Raw genomic sequence first — 16,095 nt, 5'->3', positions numbered from 1 at the left:
ACGGCGAACAGCGCTGGGCGGGAGGCTCATGCGCTGAGCGCCGGGTCTGTGTCGAGCAGTGCCGCGACCTCGGCCCAACCGGCGGGCGACACGATCTCGAAGTGGGAGTAGGGCAGCCTGCGCACCACCAGCCGGGCGCCCGCCGCCTGCCACCCGGCGATCTGGGCGTCGGTGCGGCCCGGCGTGGTTCCGGTGTCGCCGGCGTACAGGGCCATCGGCGCGTCGTAGGCGGCCGGGGCGGACGCGGTGACCAGGCCGAGCAGGGTGGTCGCCGCGCCGCGCAGGATCGTCGCCAGTTCCGGTGCGTCCTCGGGGATTTCGGGCAGCAGCCGGTCCAGCTCGGCGGGGTCGGCGGCGGCCCTGGCGGCCTGCCCGGCGAGATCGGCGAGCGCGAAGGCATCGATCAGCCCGGTGAAGGCGACCCGCTCGCCCGCGGCGGTCAGCGCGGCCGCGATGGCGTGCGCGATGGTGCCGCCGAGGGAGTAGCCGAGCAGGTGGTACGGGCCGTGCGGCTGGATCCGGCGGATCGTGGCCAGGTAGTGGGCGGCCAGGTCGTCGATGGTCTCGGCCTGGAAAGTGCTGTCGCTCAAGGTCGGTAGTTGCAGGCCGATGATCGGGCGGTCGGCGCGCAGGAGTCCGGCGAGCGGACCGAACTGCCAGGCGGTGCCGCCGACCGGATGGATACAGAACAGCGGCTCGCCCGCGCCGCCCCGGAGTTCGAGCACGTGATCGAGGCGGGTGCCCCAAGCGCTCGCAGTCCGGCCGGGCTCGGTGCCGTTGTCCTCGCGGTTGATTCGCGCCGCCAGCGCGACAGCGGTCGGCGCTTCGAAGATGTCGTCGAGGACGACGTCGAAACCCGCGCGGCGCAATCGGCCGACGACCCTGACCGCGGTCAGCGAATGACCACCCGCGGCGAAGAAGTCGTCGCCGTCGCCGAGGTCGGGGGCGGACAACACCACCGCCATCGCCGCCCGGATGTCGGCGACCAGGTCGGCCGCCTCCGCACCGTTCGCCCTTGCGGCGGCGTCCTGCTGCCGGGATGGGTGGGCATCGTCGAAGACGACGGCTCCGCCTGTGCCGGACCTCGCGGCGCGATCGGCGGTCTCGCCCTGCGCTGTCGCGGGTGTTGGCACGTGACCGTTCGGCCCTGCGGTCGAGTCGTAGACCGGGACCGGCAGGGCCTTGCGGTCGATCTTCTCGCTGGCCGTCCGGGGGATACGGTCGAGCACGACGAAGGCCGCCGGGACCATGTAGGCGGGCAGGGCGGTGCGCAGTGCGGCGCGCACGGCCGCGATGTCGATCGCGATGCCGGCCTTGGCGACGAGGTAGGCGGCCAGGCGCTGGTCGCCGGGGGTGTCCTCGCGCAGGAGCACCGCCGAGTGCGCGACGCCGGGGGTGGTCAGCAGGGCGGCTTCGATCTCGCCCAGCTCGATGCGCTGGCCGCGCAGCTTCACCTGGCTGTCGGCGCGGCCGACGTAGTCGAGTTCCCCGTGCGGACCCCAGCTGACCAGATCGCCGGTGCGGTACATGCGGTCGCCGGTGCCGCCGGGATCGGCGACGAACGACCCGGCCGTGCGGCCGGGACGGGACAGGTAGCCGCGCGCCAATTGCGCTCCGGTGAGGTACAACTCGCCGATCTCGCCCGGCGGCACCGGGCGCAGATCGGTACCGAGCACGCGGACGTCCGAGCCCGCCGCTGGCACCCCGATGGGCACGGTGCCGCCGTCGGCGTCGGAGGTCTCGTGGTGGGTGATGCAGACCGCGGCCTCGGTGGGGCCGTACAGGTTGTGCACGCTCGCGCCGGTGGCCGTCCGGATCCGCCGCGCGGTGCCCGGCGGCAGCGGTTCGCCGCCGGTGACCGCGAAACGCAGTGCGGTGCAACCACTCAGGTCGGCTTCCTCGGCGAGCACCGTCAGCATCGACGAGGTCATCTGCAGCATGCTCACTCGCTCGCGGGCCATGAGCTCGGCGATCTGGTGCGGATCGCGGTCCAGCCGTCCCTCGACGGGCGCGGCCAGCACCCGCGCGCCCACCAGCAGCGGCCAGAACAGCTCCAGCATCGAGGCGTCGAAGGTGGCCGCGGTGCGGTACAGGACGGTGTCGCCCGGCGCGAGCCGGTGCCGCCGCTGCATCCAGGCGAAGGTGCTGATGATCGCCGCGTGCGACACGCTCACGCCCTTGGGCTCACCGGTGGAACCCGAGGTGAACAGCAGATACGCCGCACCGGCCGGTCGCAGCGGCGCGAGCCGGTCGCGGTCGGTGACCGGGGTGGCAGGGAAGGCGGTGAGATCGAGGTCGTCGACCGTGACGACCGGCGCGCGCTCGGTGCCGAAACTGTCGGCGGTGGTGGTGAGGACCAGCGCCGCCTCGGCCGTGCGCAGGATGCGGTCGGCGCGCTGGGCCGGGCTCTGCGGGTCGATCGGCAGGTAGACGCCGCCCGCCCGGCAGATCGCGTGCGCGGCGACGATCGCGTCGATCCCGCGCGTCATCGTCACCGCCACCACGGTTTCCGGCCCGACGCCTTCGTCGATCAGCCAGTGCCCCAGCCGGGCGACCCGCGCGTCGAACTCGCGGTAGGTCAGGGTCACGCCGTTCGCGGTCAGCGCGGGCGCGTCGGGGTCGATCGGGGTGGTCGAGGTCCAGTCGGCCAGGGTGGTGCCGACCGTCTCCGGCGGCATCGCCACCGCGGTCACCTCGGCGACCGTGCGCCCGAGGTCGGTGGCCAGGGCGGCCAGGACCGCGCCGAGCCGATCGGCCAGGCGCGCGGCGACCGGCGCGGGCACGGCGACCGGATCGTGGTGCAGCATCAGGGTGAACTCGTCACCGGGCAGCGCGGTGACGGTGACAGGGAAGTCCGTCAGCCCGTCCACCTCGACGTCGACCACCTGCACGCCCCGGGGGTCCGGTTGCAGCAGACCGGCTTTCGGGAAGTTCTGGAACACCACGAGGGAGTCGAACAGCCGCCCGAGGCCCACCGCCCGCTCGACGGTCGCCAATCCCAGATAGCCCCGGGCCTGCGCCTCGAACGAGGCGTCCTGCACGGCCGCGAACTGCTCGGCCACCGGCCGCCCGTCGGCGAGCGTGACGCGCATCGGCACGGTATTGCTGAACAACCCGACCATCGCGCCGACACCGGGCAGATCGGCGGGCCGCCCCGACACCACGGTCCCGAACACCACATCGGTGCGCCCGAAGTGCTCGGCCAGCACCATCGCCCACGCGCCGTGGAGCACGGTGCTCATGGTCAGGCCGTGGGCTCTCGCGGTGGCGGTCAGCGTTTCCGCGACGGCGGAGACGTGGGGGACCCGCAGCCCGATCGGGCGCAGACGTGAGCTGGCACCGTGCTCGGACGACGTGCCCGCCGGTGTCCCGGACTCGTGCGTCGACTCGACGACGCGGTGCTGGAGCGGGGTCGCGAGCACGCTGGGGCAGGAGAGGCCGGTGAGCCGGTCGGTCCACCAGCGCAGGGTCGCGGTGGTGTCGCGGGCGGCCAGCCAGTCGAGATAGTCACCGAAAGACGGTGCCGGCGGCAGTGCTTCGTCGCGGTAGACGGCGAGGGTTTCGCGCACCATCGTCGGCACCGACCAGCCGTCGGCGAGCAGGTGATGGGCCACCAGGACCAGCCACTGGGTGGTGTCGGTGAGCCGGATCAGGCGGGCGCGGATCAGCGGCGGGCGGTCGATGTCGAGTGGTTCTGCGCCTGCGCGCCGAACCGCGAGGTCCGCTTGCGCTCGGGGATCGGCACTGTCGCGCAGGTCCTCGACCGCCCAGTCGACGGCCGGAGTGCGCGGCACCACCTGGACCGGCTGGTCGAAGCGCTCGTAGCTGAAGGCAGCGCCGAGATTCGGATGCCGCCGCAGCACGGCCTCGAACGCCGCGCCGAGCCGCGCCGGCTCGATCACGCCGTCGAGGGTGAAGCGCGCCGTCATCGTGTAGATGTCGTCGGCGCCGTCGCGAAGGGCGTGGAAGACCAAGCCCTCTTGCAGCGGTGACAACGGCAGCACGTCGGCGATCGGGCCGTAGGTCTGCGCCAGCGCGTCGAGATCGGCCGCGGTGAGCGACGGGATCAGGGCACCGGGAGTCCGACGCGCCGTCTCGGCGGCCCGCGCGGAACGGGAGTCGAGCGTCGCCGCCGGGGCCGGGTCACCCGGCAGGGGTGCCGAGCCGCCGCGCGGGTCACCGCCGGGTGCCGCCGCGGTGTCCGGCGTGGTCTGGGCGGCGGCCTCGGCCGCCAGGGTGGCGAGGCTGCGGCGGGTCAGGAGTTGCTGGGGCAACAGGGGCAGGCCGTCGGCGCGCAGGGCGCTGCTGACGGTGATGGCGGTGATGCTGTCGCCACCGACGGCGAAGAAGTCGTCGTCCATGCTGAGCGTGTCGAGGCCGAGCGTCGTCGAGATCGCCTCGTGGACAGCGTGTTCGGCACGGGTCTCGGGAAGCCTGCCGACCGTGTCGGCGGCCGGGTCCGGCAGGGCGGCGCGGTCGAGCTTGCCGTTGACCGTGCTCGGCAGTTGGTCCAGGACGACGAGGCGGGCGGGCACCATGTGCTCGGGCACCAGGTCGGCCAAGCGGGTGCGGATCGCCGCGGTGTCGAGACCGGGTGCCGCGACCACGTAGCCGATCAGGGCGGGGCGACCGCCGATCTCACGGATATCGGCGGCAGCGGACCGGATCTCGGGCAGACCGGCCAGGGCCGCCGCCACGTCACCGAGTTCGACCCGGTGTCCACGGATCTTCACCTGATTGTCGACGCGACCCAGGTACTCGTAGCCGCGGCCGGGCACCCAGCGTGCCCGGTCACCGGTGCGGTACATCCGCGCGCCGGGCGGCCCGTAGGGATCGGCGACGAAAGCGCCCGCGGTGGTGGCGAATCTGCCCAGGTATCCCCGGGCCAGCTGCGGTCCGGCCAGATACAACTCGCCGACCTGACCATCCGCGACGATCTGTAAACCGTTGTCCAGCAGGTGTACCCGCGAGCCCGCCAGCGGCAGCCCGATGCGGGGGCCGTCGCCGTCGATCGGCGCGCCGAGTACATCGACGGTGGCTTCCGTCGGCCCGTACATATTGACCGCCGCGACCCCGGCCCGGTCCAGCGCGCTCCACAGCTCTGCCGAGCAGGCGTCGCCGCCGACGACGATCAGTGTGGGCCGCCGCGCCGAACCGGCCTGGTCGAGCACCGGCGCCACGGCGTGCGTCACTGTCGCGTCGGGTCGCCGCGCTGCGGCGCGGAAAGCCGGCGTCGATCCTCCGGCGGGCTCGCTGACGCCGATCGCCGCCGGTCGCTCGGTCGCGGTGAGGTCGTCGGAGATCATCGGAGTGCCGGGCGTTCGCGAGCCGTCGGGGGCGGGTGGAGTCGGGGCGAGCCCGTGCTCGAGCAGGGCCGCTACCAGCGTCGGGGTGCCGTCGACGACATCGATGCCGTCGCGCGCGAACGCTGCGACCAGCGCGGCGGGGTCGCGCCGGGTTTCGCTGTCGTAGAGGTGGATTCGATGACCGTCGAGCAGCCACAGCAGCGGGTCGAGGGACGCGTCGAACGCGAACGAGGTGGTGTGGGCGACGGTGAGCCGCCGACCACCCGCCCGCCGCGCGGCCGCGCTGTAGATGCCGGCGCGGTGGGCCGCGACCAGCCCGGCGAGCGCGCCGTGCGACACGACAACGCCTTTCGGCCGACCGGTCGACCCGGAGGTGTAGATCACGTAGGCCGCGTGGTCGGGGCGCAACGCGACTTCGGCCGCGAGGCCCGGGTGCCGATCGAGCTGGTCGTCGAGATCGTCGAGCGCGACGACATCGTCGCCGAGCTCGGCCGCCAGTCCAGCCGAACCGAGGACCAGGACGGGTGCGGCATCGTCGATCGTCGCGCGCAGGCGCGCCACCGGATGCTCCGGATCCAAGGGCAGATACGCGCCACCCGCCCGCCACACCGCGAGCAGGGCGACCACGAACTCCACGTCGCGGGGGAGCGCGAGCCCGACGATCGTGTCCGGGCCGACGCCCGCGTCGTGCAGGTACCCGGCGAGCCGGTCGATCCGGTCCGCCAGTTCGGCCCCGGTGTAGCGGCGGGTCGCCGAGCTGAGCACGACGGCGGAGGAGTGTTCGGCGAGTGCCCGATCGAGCAGGTCCGTGACGAGTTCGGCCTGGACCGTGGCACACGCGCCGTCGGCAACGTCCGGGCGCGACGGCTGGGCGCCGTCGACGATGTTCGGACGCGACGGCTGGGCGTCGTCGGCGATGTCCGAGCACGGCGGCTGGGTGTCGTCGGCGATGTTCGGGCGTGATGGCTGGGTGTCGTCGGCGATGTTCGGGCGCGATGACTGGGCGACGTCGGCGCGGGTCGCGGCCGCCGCGCCGCCGACGGCCGGGTCGGCCACCAGTGCCGCGAGATCCGGTCCGCTGCGCAGCGAATCATCCTGCGACGGCGCCGGATCGAGCCGCAGGGAGACCGCCCGATCCAGCAGCAACCGCTCCCGCTCCTCGGCATCGAGCAACTCCAGCGCGCCCACCGCGGTCTTGTCCGACCCGATGAAGCCCGTGATCGCCCGGGTCAAGCCGGCGATCCGCCGCCGCACCATCGCCGCGTCGTTGGACCGCGCGTCGGACTCGAAGCCGAGCAGCACCGTGCCGTCGGGCAGCGGGGTGACGGTCAGGCTCAGATCCTCCGGCGGGCCACCGGCCACATTGCGCAGCACGCCGCGCGCGCCGTCGAAGTCGAGGGTGAAGTCGAAGACCTTGAGATTGATGCCGATGCCGTGCAGCAGCTCGCCCGCGCCGTGACCGTGGAAATCCCGGGCCAGGTCGTCGCCGCTGTAGCGCTGGTGGGCGCGGATCTCGCGCAGGGTGTCGGCGATGCGCGGGCCGAGCTCGCCGAGCCGGTCACCGGCGGTGACCCGGACCCGCAGCGGCAGCACGTTGACCGCCATCGACGGCGTGCGCAGGGCGGCCCGGCCGACCCGGCCCATCAGCAGCATGGAGATCACCACGTCACCGGTGCCGAGCAGGCGATGCAGGAAGGCGGCGTAGCAGGCGACGAGCGCGTCGGCCCAGGTGATGCCGTGCCGGTCGGCGGCCTCCCGCAGCTGGGTCAGTGTCTCGGCGGAGAGCGCCGTCTCGGCGCGGATGGTCCGCTCCACCACGCCGCCGAGGTGACGGCCGCGCCCGTCGAGATCGGGCCACGGGGTGAGCTGATCGCGCCAGTAGTCGCGGTCGGCGGTGAATTCGGGGCCGTCCCGATAGGTCCGCTCCTCCGCGACCAGCTCGGCGATCGTGCCGAAAGTGCGCTTCGGGGCGGGCTTTCCGCGCCGCAGCGCGGTGTAGTGCGCGGCGACCCGGCGCGACAGCAGCGCGGCGCTGTAGCCGTCGACGATGAGGTGGTGGTACAGCTGCACGCACCAGACGACCGAATCGGTGACCCGGATCAGCGTGTAGTTGTAGAGCTGCCGGTCGACCATGCCGCGGCACCGCTCGGCGGCATCGTGCCGTTCCAGCGCGACGGCCTCGTAGGCCAGCGCCATCGGCTCGGCGGCCGCCCGCAGATCGACGGTCGGCCGCAGTTCCGCCGCGGCCTCGGTGACGAATTGCCGTGGGCCCTCGGGGGTTTCCCGGAACCGCAGCCGCATGTTCTCCGCCTCGGCGACGGTGCGCCGGATCGCCTCGGCGAGCAGCTCGACATCGATCGGGGTGTCGCCGGTGATCTCGAGTACCTCGCCGACCAGGTACCGGCCGGAGTCGGGGTCGAAGCGCTGGGCGTTCCAGATGCCGAGCTGTGGTCCGGTCAGTGGCAACCCGAGACCGTCGGTCATCGTGTCTCCCCGCTTCGCCGTTGGCACGGCAACTCCCTTCGCCCGCACTGACATTCGCCCGTGAACCACCGGATGATCCGGCGAATCCAGGCACAAAGAGATAGGTTAGCCTAAACTAACTTATTGTGGAATAGCTACGTCTGCGAACGATCTCGCCGCGCGGCGCTCAGCGCACCTGGGCGGCGTCCTCGGCCAGCGGAACCACCAGCGGTGTCCCGGTTTCCGGGTCGTCGACGATCCGGCAGCGCAGCGAGAACACCTCGTGCACGAGGTCGGCCGTGACGATCTCCGTTGGTACGCCGGTCGCCACGATCCGGCCGTCGCGCATGGCGATCAGGTGATCGGCGTAGCGGAAGGCGTGATTGAGGTCGTGCAGCACCGCCACGACCGTGCGCCCCGACTCGCGGTTCAACGTCCGGCACAGGTCGAGCAGCTGGATCTGATAGGCGATGTCGAGGTAGGTCGTCGGCTCGTCGAGCAGCACGATCGGGGTGTCCTGGGCGAGCACCATCGCGATCCACACCCGCTGGCGCTGACCGCCGGACAGCTCCTCGACCGGTCGCGCCGACAATTCGGCGACACCGGTGGCCGCCATCGCCGCCGCCACCGCCTCCTCGTCGGCCGTGGACCACTGCCGCAGCAGCGTCTGGTGCGGATAGCGGCCACGGGCGACGAGATCGGCGACCCGGATGCCGTCCGGCGCGGTCGAGGTCTGCGGCAACAGGCCGACCTGCCTGGCGAATTCCTTGGCCGGATAGCCGGTGATCGGATTGCCGTCGAGCAGCACGGTGCCGGACTCGGGGGTGAGCAGCCGGGCCAGCGCGCGCAGCAGGGTCGACTTGCCGCAGGCGTTCGGGCCGATGATCACGGTGAACGCGCCGTCGGGGATGTCGACCGAGAGCTGATCGCTGATCGTGGTGCCCTTGTAGCCGAGGCGGACCCGGTCGGCGCGCAGTCGCGAGGCGTGAGAGTCGTTCATGTCGCTTTCCCTAGTTCCGTCGCGCTTCGGCGACCAGCAGATACGCCAGGTAGAGGCCGCCGACCGAGGCGGTGACGATGCCGACCGGCACGGTGGTCGGCGCGAACGCGTGCTGGGCGATCCAGTCGCAGGTGATCAGCAGGGTCGCGCCCATCACCGCCGCGGGCACCAGCGCGATCGACGGGGTGCGGGTGAGCTTGCGCGCCAGGTGCGGCGCGGCGAGGGCGACGAAGGCGATCGGCCCGGCCACCGCCGTCGCCACCGAGGTGAACGCGACGCTGAGCGCGATCAGCCAGCCGGTCGCCTTGCTCACGTTCAGGCCGAACGCGCGCGCGGTGTCGTCGCCGAGTTCGAGGATCTGCAACCGGGGCGCGGCGGGAATCAGCGCGAACGCCAGCACGGCCAGGATCAGCATCGTCGGCGCGACCTGCGGCCAGGACAATCCGTTGAGCGAGCCAGCGCCCCAGGCCGCCGCCGCGATGGCCGCGTCCAGGTCCGCGCGCATGATCAGCCAGGTGTTGACCGAGGCGAGCATGGCGCTCACGCCGATGCCGACGATGATCATCCGGAAGCCGGTCACATTGTGCCGGAAGGCGAGCAGGTGGATCACCAGCGCGGCGCCGAGTCCGCCGATGGTCGCGCCTGCCGCGGTCTGGAAGTTCCCGCCGCCGAGGGTCAGGATGACGATCAGCGCGCCGGTGTAGGCGCCGGTGTTGAAGCCGATGATGTCGGGACTGCCCAGCGGGTTCCTGGTCACCGATTGCAGGATCGCGCCGCTCACGCCGAGCGCCGCGCCCAGTGCCAGGGCCAGCAGGATGCGCGGCAGCCGCCAGTCCCACACGACCAGCCGGTCGAACCGCTCGTCGCCGATGAACAGCGCGCGCAGCACCCGCAGCGGCGGGATCGGGTAGTCGCCGCTGCCAAGGGCCAGCACCGCGGTCGCGAACGAGATCACCAGCAGCACGGCGCACACCACGATCGTGCGCACCCCGATCCGGGCGGTGATGCCCAGCTTGGGCGGGCGCACGACCAGCATGGTGCGGCCGAAATCGATTCCGGCGCTCATGCGGCGGCACCTACCTTCGCGCGGCGGGCCAGCCAGATCAGCACCGGCGCGCCGAGGAACGCGGTGATCAGGCCGGCGGGGACTTCGTCGGGACGGATGATGAGGCGGCCCAGCACATCCGCGGTGAGCACCAGGATCGGCGCCAGCACCAGCGAATACGCGAAGATCCAGCGCTGATCCGGGCCGACCAGCCAGCGGGCGATGTGCGGAACGGCCAGGCCGACGAAGGCGACCGGGCCCACCGCGGCGGTCGCGGTGCCGCACAGCAGCACCAGGGCGAGCGCGGTCCACAGCCGGGTCCGGGAGACGTGCACGCCCAGCGACTGCGCCAGATCGTCACCGAGCGCGACCGCGTTGAGCGAACGCGCGCACAGCGCGGCGATCACCAGCCCCACCAGGATGAACGGCGTCGCGCCCGCGACGATCTCGTAGCCGCGACCGGCCAGCGAACCGGAGTCCCAGCGGCGCATCTCGTCGAAGGCCTTGGGGTCCACCAGGATCAGGCCCCGGGTGAGTCCGCTGAGCACGGCGGTGGCGGCGACGCCCGCCAGGGTCAGGCGGACCGGGTCGGTGCCGGTGCGCCCCGCGGTGCCGAGCCGATAGACGACGATGGAAACCAGTGCCGCACCGGCGAATCCGAACCAGACATACGATGTGAGATCGCTCACGCCGAGCAGGCCGACCGCGATGGTGATGGCGAAAGCGGCGCCCGCGTTGACGCCGAGCAGGCCGGGATCGGCCAGTGGATTCCGGGTCAGACCCTGCATCAAGCAGCCAGCGACGCCCAGTGCCAGACCCGCGAGCAGGCCCAGCAGGGTGCGGGGGACGCGGTACTCGATCACCGTCACGTGGTCGGGTGTGGTGGAGGTCCCGGTCAACGCCAGCCAGACCTCGCCGACCGGAATCGATTTCGTGCCGATGAGCAGGCTGAGCAAACATGCCGCGACCAGCACGAATACCGCCAGCAACCACCCGCACAACCGCGGACTCTTCATCAGGGGTTTCTCTCTCGCGTCCAACTCTGTCTCACAGGAGGTTAGCCTAAGCAAGGTCTTGATAGGTGAGGCTTACCTAGCTATGGTCTCGGTTCGTTCGGTCCGCAGCTTCTGCGCCGCGCAGCTCACCACGAGGAACACGAAAGGCTCACCCCCGTGAAAATCACCAAGTTCGCCCTGTTGGCTTCCACCGTCAGCGTTGCCCTCGGCATCGCGGCCGGCACCAGCCACGCGGCACCGGCCGCGGATCCGAACGCGCCGATCAACTACACCGCGACCACGACCGAGACCGCCACGATCATCGGGACCGACGCGGGCTCGATGGTGGTCGAGGACGGCGTGTTCAAGATCAAGGCGGCGAACGGCGACACGGTCGCGGGCAGCGAACTGTCCTTCCGTGTCGACGATTTCGTCTTCCCGATCGCCGCCGACATCTCCGGCCGCACCGCCACCCTGACCCCGCAGTTCGACCTGGCGCACGCCACCTACAAGCCGGTCGCGCTGCCCTTCGAGGACAAGGCGCCGTGGAAGAGCGAGTACGACCGTGAGCAGGCCGCCTGGAGCCGCATGACCGGCACCATCTCCCTGGGCGCCAGCATCGCGACCCTGGTCGGCGGCCTCGGCGGCGGCGCCGTCGGCTGCGTGCTCGGCGGTATCGCGGGCGCCACCATCGCCTCGGCCACCATCGTCGGCATGTTCGGCCCGTTCATCCCGGCCGCGGCCGTCGGTTGCATCGCGGGCATCATGGCCATCGGCGCCCTGGGCACCCTCGCCGGCCAGATCTTCATCACCGCCCCCGTCGCGATCATGGCCGCGGTCCAGTACTTCACCACCATCAACTCCCCGATGCCGAACCAGGCGCCCGCCAAGTAGGCGCACCGAGAACGCTCGTGGAGGGGACAACTCGACGAGACGACGAATCCCGCCCGATCTGCATCGGGCGGGATCCCGTCGTCTCCGGGACCGGCCGAAATCCGCTGGCCGCGAGCCGAACCAGTTGGGCATCATGGCGGCATGCGTGACCGGTCCACCTCCGATCCCGGCGAGATCCCCGCCCCGGGACTGGTCGCCGCGTGGGTAGCGCTCGGCACGGTCCCGTCCGAGCGGATCCCGCTCTGGGCCGCGTACTGGCTGGTGGACGGCCACGACGGTGAATCCCTCCGTGACCTGGCCGGTCTGGGCGGCACCGAGCACCACGAGATCCTCGACATCCTGCCCGCGGCGCTGGCTGACTGCGCCACGACCGTCCCCGACTCGGCCACGGCCGCGGCCCAGGTGGCCTTCACCGACCTGGCCCGCATGCTCGCCGCCGACCGGGCCACCGAATTCTGGGTGCTGGACAAGGTCTACGAGATCGTGCACCGATCCGACTACGACGCGAGCATCCTGAACCTGCCGCTCGGCTGGATATACGAGCTAGCGGACGAGTGGGAAGCGGGTTGGGGGCGACCGCGCGACCAGCTCGAACGTGAGATCCAGGAGGCATGCCGTGCGCAACTCGCCTCGACGAACGTGCGCCGGACTTCCGGCGGCTCGTACTGAAACCGACGGCGGCCCAGCAGAATCGTGCGATGACAGCCGTCAGGAGTAAACGCCACGGGAGACTCGCCGCATTTCTGGCTTCCCGCAACGACTTCGAGCTCGCTGAGCTCGTGGATGCGGGCCGGGTCGTCGTGGGTGGGAGACACCGCGGCGACGATGAACGCCTTCTACTGGAAACTGTTCGGTGGTGACGTCCACGCGGTATATCCGGCCTAGGCGGGCTCGGTGTCCGGGGTGGACTTCGCTTCGTTCGGGGCGGGGAGGTGGCGGAGCAGGGCCAGGACCAGGGTGGCGGCGATGGCGGTGAGGCCGATGCCGACGAGTGAATTCACCTGGAGGGCATGGGTGTAGGCCTGGCGGGCCACGGTGGTGAGTTCGGCGCCGAGGGCGGCGGGGAGGCCTGCGGCGACCTGGAGGGCGCCGGCCAGGGTGTCCTCGGCGGCGTGGGTGACCTCCGTCGGCAGGCCGGTGGGCAGGTTGCCGGCCATCTGGCCGCGGTAGACGGCGGTGCCGATACTGCCGATCACGGCGACGCCGAGGGCGGCCGAGAGTTCCTGGCCGGTCTCGGAGATCGCGGACGCGGCACCGGCGCGGGCCGGGTCCACCGCACCGACGATCAGGTCGAGGCCGAGGACGAACATCGGGCTCAGGCCGAGCGAGAACACCACCATGCCGGTGACGATCAGCGCGAGATCGTCGGCACCGGAGAGCTGGGTGAACAGCGCGTATCCGGCCATCGCGAGCACCAGACCGCCCGCCATCAGATAGGCGGGCCGCACCCGCGGCGCGAGGGCGCTCACCACCCCGGCGGCCACGACCATCGCCGCGGCCTGCGGCACGGTCCACAGCCCGGCTTCGAAGGCGGACAGCCCGAGCACCAGCTGGAGATACTGCGACAGCAGCAGGAACAGCCCGCCCATGGCGAGCATCGCCACCATCAGCGCGACCAGCGAGCCACTGAACCGCACATTGCCGAACAGCGCCAGGTCGATCAGCGGATCGGTGAGCCGGCGCTGGCGCAGCACGAACACCGCGCCCAGCACCAGTCCGGCCGCCAGCACGGCGAGCGCGTCGACCGCCCAGCCGTCCTTGGCCAGCTCCTTGATGCCGTAGATGACGGCCATCACCGACAGCAGCGACAGCAGCGCGCTGAGCACATCGAGCTTGCCGGGGTTCGGGTCCTTGTACTCGGGCAGCAGGATCGGCCCGGTCGCCAGCAGCAGCACCATCGCGGGCACCGCGACCAGGAACACCGAGCCCCACCAGAAGTTCTCCAGCATCGCCCCGCCGACCAGCGGACCGATCACCATGCCGATCATGAAGCTGGTCATCCACACGCTGATCGCGGTGGTGCGCTGGCGGTCGTCGTGGAACATGTTGCGGATCAGCGCCAGGGTCGACGGCATCAGCGTCGCGCCCGCGATACCGAGCAGCGCCCGGGTGCCGATCAGCATGTTCGCGCTGGTGGAGTAGGCGGCGACGATCGAGGCGACGCCGAACGCGAGCGCGCCGATCATCAGCAGCTTGCGCCTGCCGATCCGGTCGCCGACGGTGCCCATGGTGATGAGGAAGCCGGCGACCAGGAAGCCGTAGATGTCGAGGATCCACAGCAGCTGGGAGCTGCTCGGTTGCAGCGCCTCGCTGATCTGCGGGATGGCGAGATAGAGGACGCTCAGGTCCATCGAGATCAGCAGCGTCGGCAGGGCGAGCACCGCCAGCCCGATCCACTCCTTGAGCCCGGCCGTCGTGGTGGGTTCGGTTGCGGCCTGCTCGCGCTGCGTGGACGTCACGGCACCGACGTTACCGAGGAATCGACCGCATGTGCCAGGCGTTTTTCGGTGTCGCGGCCGATCCGCGGGCCCAGAAGTCATTGGACATTGCCGGGCCGGTGCCGCGAGGATGGGCGCGGTGTCCACACGTAACGAACAGCTCAGGCTCGTCGATCCGCCGCGTCAGCCGGACGATCCGGGCGAGCGGTTTCCGTGGTCGGCGGCCATCGACTCCACCTACTCCACCCGCGACGCGATCGACGCGCTGGCGCTCGCGCCGTTCCTGCGCGGCGACCAGTCCTTCGCCCGCCAGGCGCACCTGGACCGGGTGCGGCCCGACGCGCCACTGCGCCCGGCGGACTCGCGGATCGTGCGCTCGGTCGCCGACGACGACAGCAGCGCCCTGCTGGTCGAAGGCGACGGCTGGTCGCTGCGGGCGGTGCGCTGGGCGGGCGGGTCGGCCACGGTCGAGGTGACCGCGGTCAGCGACGAACTCGCCGTCGAGGTGCTGGCCGCCGCCACGGCCGACGCCGTGCAGCCCCCTGGCGCGGGCGCCACCGTGGAGATGGGCTTCTGGCACATGGATGTCCGCAGGCCGTTGCGCAGGCGGCGCCAGATCAGCGCGCCCGCCTGGGCGGAGATCCGCGGCAACTACGCCGCGCCGGTCGCGGCGAGCATGGATCGGCTGATGGCGCTCGAGGTCGCCGAGATCCGGGGCAGGCTCGTGCTGCTGCACGGCGAACCGGGCACCGGCAAGACCACCGCGTTGCGCGCGCTCGCGCGGGCGTGGTCGTCGTGGTGTCAGGTGGACTGCGTCGTCGATCCCGAAGAACTGTTCAGCAATCCCGGCTATCTCATGGAGGTGGCCGCGGGCGCCGACGGTGACGACGGCAGCCGCTGGCGCCTGCTCGTGCTGGAGGACTGCGACGAACTCATCCGCGGCGAGGCGAAAGAGGCCGCGGGACAGAAGCTGTCGCGCCTGCTCAACCTCACCGACGGCATGCTCGGGCAGGGCCGCAATGTGCTGATCGCGGTCACCACCAACGAGGACCTGTCCCGCCTGCACCCGGCGGTCGTGCGCCCCGGCCGCTGCCTGGCCCAGATCGAGGTGGGCCGCCTCTCACCCGCCGAGGCCAGGGACTGGCTCGCCGCCCAGGACTGTCCGCCGGGCGACCCGATCGGTCGTGCGGGGGCGACGCTGGCGGAGCTGGTCGCCCGTCGCGACGGCGAGATCCAGATCCAGTCGGTCACCCAGGATTCGGCCGAGGTCGGCATGTACCTGTGACGGTCACGCCGGGGTATGCGCCCTGATCAGTTCGGTGAGATGGGCGCCGACGCGGTCGAGTGGCTCGGTGCTGTGCTTGGCCAGTGACATCACCACCGCGCCCTCGATCGTGGCGATGACGGTCGTCGCCAGCGATCGGGCGGTGTCGGGGGCGATGTTCTCCGCGCGCAGCCTGGTCGCCAGGGCCTGCTCCCAGTCCGCGAAGGCCTCGCCCGCGGCGTCGGCCGCCGACGGGGATTCCGAGCGGCCCAGCGCCGCGGCGACGACCGGGCAGCCGGCCAGGAAGTCGCTGGACTCCACGACGTGTTTCCACGCGTCGGCGAAGGAGGCGATGGTCGTCTCCGGTTTCGCGTTCGCGCTGAACGTCTCGATGAGCGTGGTCATCGCCCGCCCGGCGACCCGGGTGGCCTCGGTGATCAGCTCGGATTTGCCGCCGGGGAAGTTCAGGTAGATCGTCCGGCGGGAGAGCCCGCTGTGGTCGAGCAGCTGCGCGACGCCGGTCCCGGTCACGCCGTTGCGGCGGACCAGATCGATCGCGCTCTGCACGAGTCCGTCGCGTGCGGCCATTCGACGTCCTTTCGGTCGGTTCGATTGAAGTATACCGATCGGTGTACTACCGTTCGAGCAAGTACACCGATCGGTGTAGTGGGCGCGATCCGTGGAGGAACC

The 16,095-nt window shown here is 71.5% G+C and carries 9 protein-coding genes; 3 read left to right on the top strand and 6 right to left on the bottom strand.

The features are described 5' to 3' along the window. Window positions 1–26: 26 nt before the first annotated feature. The 4 genes from AB0H54_RS28875 to AB0H54_RS28860 all read right to left on the bottom strand — a co-directional run bounded on the left by AB0H54_RS28875 (window position 27) and on the right by AB0H54_RS28860 (window position 10,830). Window positions 27–7,790 (bottom strand): amino acid adenylation domain-containing protein, encoded by a 7,764-nt coding sequence (locus AB0H54_RS28875; protein ID WP_357349559.1) that lies wholly within the window; start codon window positions 7,788–7,790, stop codon window positions 27–29. A gap of 166 nt (window positions 7,791–7,956) precedes the next feature. Continuing rightward, on the bottom strand, window positions 7,957–8,769 hold the full coding sequence (locus AB0H54_RS28870; protein ID WP_357349557.1) for an ABC transporter ATP-binding protein: 813 nt from the start codon (window positions 8,767–8,769) through the stop codon (window positions 7,957–7,959). A gap of 10 nt (window positions 8,770–8,779) precedes the next feature. Further along, entirely contained in the window at window positions 8,780–9,835 is a 1,056-nt protein-coding gene (locus tag AB0H54_RS28865; RefSeq protein ID WP_355283418.1) for an iron chelate uptake ABC transporter family permease subunit, read from the bottom strand. Then, window positions 9,832–10,830, bottom strand: a complete 999-nt coding sequence (locus AB0H54_RS28860; RefSeq protein ID WP_357349555.1) for an iron chelate uptake ABC transporter family permease subunit — start codon at window positions 10,828–10,830, stop codon at window positions 9,832–9,834. The genes AB0H54_RS28865 and AB0H54_RS28860 overlap by 4 nt, the downstream gene beginning before the upstream one ends. 156 nt (window positions 10,831–10,986) lie before the next feature. On the opposite strand from AB0H54_RS28860, the gene AB0H54_RS28855 reads away from it, so the two are divergent. Both AB0H54_RS28855 and AB0H54_RS28850 read left to right on the top strand, forming a co-directional pair. Continuing rightward, the gene (locus AB0H54_RS28855) at window positions 10,987–11,703 is read left to right on the top strand and encodes a hypothetical protein (protein WP_355283424.1); all 717 of its coding nucleotides are present in this window, start codon (window positions 10,987–10,989) and stop codon (window positions 11,701–11,703) included. A gap of 141 nt (window positions 11,704–11,844) precedes the next feature. After that, complete coding sequence (locus AB0H54_RS28850; RefSeq protein ID WP_357349553.1) at window positions 11,845–12,372, top strand: hypothetical protein; 528 nt, start codon at window positions 11,845–11,847, stop codon at window positions 12,370–12,372. Between the two features lie 212 nt (window positions 12,373–12,584). On the opposite strand, the gene AB0H54_RS28845 is transcribed toward AB0H54_RS28850, so the two are convergent. Further along, entirely contained in the window at window positions 12,585–14,162 is a 1,578-nt protein-coding gene (locus AB0H54_RS28845) for an MFS transporter (RefSeq protein ID WP_357349551.1), read from the bottom strand. Between the two features lie 109 nt (window positions 14,163–14,271). Between AB0H54_RS28845 and AB0H54_RS28840 the strand changes: the two genes are divergently transcribed. Next, complete coding sequence (locus AB0H54_RS28840) at window positions 14,272–15,426, top strand: DUF5925 domain-containing protein (RefSeq protein ID WP_357349549.1); 1,155 nt, start codon at window positions 14,272–14,274, stop codon at window positions 15,424–15,426. A gap of 3 nt (window positions 15,427–15,429) precedes the next feature. On the opposite strand, the gene AB0H54_RS28835 is transcribed toward AB0H54_RS28840, so the two are convergent. Continuing rightward, window positions 15,430–15,993: a TetR/AcrR family transcriptional regulator gene (locus AB0H54_RS28835; RefSeq protein WP_357349547.1), complete on the bottom strand. Its 564-nt coding sequence runs from the start codon at window positions 15,991–15,993 to the stop codon at window positions 15,430–15,432. Window positions 15,994–16,095 lie beyond the last annotated feature (102 nt).

Origin of the sequence: Nocardia sp. NPDC050718, assembly GCF_040654235.1 — a bacterium.
Classification (GTDB): domain Bacteria; phylum Actinomycetota; class Actinomycetes; order Mycobacteriales; family Mycobacteriaceae; genus Nocardia.
This window is presented reverse-complemented; position numbering and strand designations above follow the sequence as displayed.

Excerpts from the sequence above, each read along its gene's own strand:
- AB0H54_RS28860 (WP_357349555.1), bottom strand. The coding sequence starts at position 10,830 with ATGAAGAGTCCGCGGTTGTGCGGGTGGTTGCTGGCGGTATTCGTGCTG.
- AB0H54_RS28870 (WP_357349557.1), bottom strand. The coding sequence starts at position 8,769 with ATGAACGACTCTCACGCCTCGCGACTGCGCGCCGACCGGGTCCGCCTC.
- AB0H54_RS28850 (WP_357349553.1), top strand. The coding sequence starts at position 11,845 with ATGCGTGACCGGTCCACCTCCGATCCCGGCGAGATCCCCGCCCCGGGA.
- AB0H54_RS28865 (WP_355283418.1), bottom strand. The coding sequence starts at position 9,835 with ATGAGCGCCGGAATCGATTTCGGCCGCACCATGCTGGTCGTGCGCCCG.
- AB0H54_RS28875 (WP_357349559.1), bottom strand. The coding sequence starts at position 7,790 with ATGACCGACGGTCTCGGGTTGCCACTGACCGGACCACAGCTCGGCATC.
- AB0H54_RS28840 (WP_357349549.1), top strand. The coding sequence starts at position 14,272 with ATGGGCGCGGTGTCCACACGTAACGAACAGCTCAGGCTCGTCGATCCG.
- AB0H54_RS28835 (WP_357349547.1), bottom strand. The coding sequence starts at position 15,993 with ATGGCCGCACGCGACGGACTCGTGCAGAGCGCGATCGATCTGGTCCGC.